The sequence below is a fragment of the Ornithinibacillus bavariensis genome (assembly GCF_018333235.1).
In the GTDB taxonomy this organism is placed as follows: domain Bacteria; phylum Bacillota; class Bacilli; order Bacillales; family Amphibacillaceae; genus Ornithinibacillus; species Ornithinibacillus bavariensis.
Genome location: NZ_BORP01000012.1, coordinates 1,355 through 2,939 on the forward strand (window position 1 = coordinate 1,355; position 1,585 = coordinate 2,939).

The following is a 1,585-nucleotide window of genomic DNA, read 5'->3' on the forward strand; positions in this document are numbered from 1 at the left end:
GTCTCAGTTGGACGGATTTGCCTATCCAACACCCTCACTGCTTGGACGCGCACATCCATACGCGCGCTTTCCCTATCCTCCTGCGTCCCTCCATTGCTCATAACGATTATGAGGTGGTACAGGAATATCAACCTGTTGTCCATCGCCTACGCCTTTCGGCCTCGGCTTAGGTCCCGACTAACCCTGAGAGGACGAGCCTTCCTCAGGAAACCTTAGGCATTCGGTGAAAGAGATTCTCACTCTTTTTTCGCTACTCATACCGGCATTCTCACTTCTAAGCGCTCCACCAGTCCTCACGGTCTGACTTCACAGCACTTAGAACGCTCTCCTACCATTGTCGTAAGACAATCCGCAGCTTCGGTGATACGTTTAGCCCCGGTATATTTTCGGCGCAGAGTCACTCGACCAGTGAGCTATTACGCACTCTTTAAATGGTGGCTGCTTCTAAGCCAACATCCTGGTTGTCTGTGCAACTCCACATCCTTTTCCACTTAACGTATACTTTGGGACCTTAGCTGGCGGTCTGGGCTGTTTCCCTTTCGTCTATGAACCTTATCACCCATAGACTGACTCCCAAGGTAAAGTATCTGGCATTCGGAGTTTGACTGAATTCGGTAACCCGATGAGGGCCCCTAGTCCAATCAGTGCTCTACCTCCAGTACTCATCCCTTGAGGCTAGCCCTAAAGCTATTTCGGAGAGAACCAGCTATCTCCGTGTTCGATTGGCATTTCACCCCTACCCACACCTCATCCCCGCATTTTTCAACATACGTGGGTTCGGGCCTCCAGTCAGTGTTACCTGACCTTCACCCTGGACATGGGTAGATCACACGGTTTCGGGTCTACGACCGCATACTATATTCGCCCTATTCAGACTCGCTTTCGCTACGGCTCCGTGTCTTCCACTTAACCTCGCATACGATCGTAACTCGCCGGTCCATTCTACAAAAGGTACGCCGTCACCCATTAACGGGCTCCGACTACTTGTAGGCACACGGTTTCAGGTTCTCTTTCACTCCCCTCCCGGGGTGCTTTTCACCTTTCCCTCACGGTACTGGTTCACTATCGGTCACTAGGGAGTATTTAGCCTTGGGAGATGGTCCTCCCGGATTCCGACGGAATTTCACGTGTTCCGCCGTACTCAGGATACACTCCAGAGAGAATTCCTTTTCGATTACAGGGCTGTTACCTTCTATGGCTTACCTTTCCAGGTAGCTTCATCTAAAGAATTCCTTTGTAACTCTAAAGGAGTGTCCTACAACCCCAAGAAGCAAGCTTCTTGGTTTGGGCTAGTTCCGTTTCGCTCGCCGCTACTCAGGAAATCGCATTTGCTTTCTCTTCCTTCGGGTACTGAGATGTTTCAGTTCCCCGAGTCTACCTCCCATACCCTATGTATTCAGGTATGGGTACTGTTCCATTACGAACAGTGGGTTCCCCCATTCGGAAATCCTTGGATCAATGTCTACTTACGACTCCCCAAGGCATATCGGTGTTAGTCCCGTCCTTCATCGGCTCCTAGTGCCAAGGCATCCACCGTGCGCCCTTATTCACTTAACTATCTACAATGAATAAGCATTACACTAAA

The 1,585-nt window shown here is 50.3% G+C and carries 1 rRNA gene (only partly in view); it reads right to left on the reverse strand.

What is annotated here, in order from left to right:
• A 23S ribosomal RNA gene (locus tag KI338_RS17480) occupies positions 1 to 1,557 on the reverse strand (its annotated part extends 1,354 nt beyond the left edge of the window); the annotation flags it as partial.
• Positions 1,558 to 1,585: the final 28 nt, after the last annotated feature.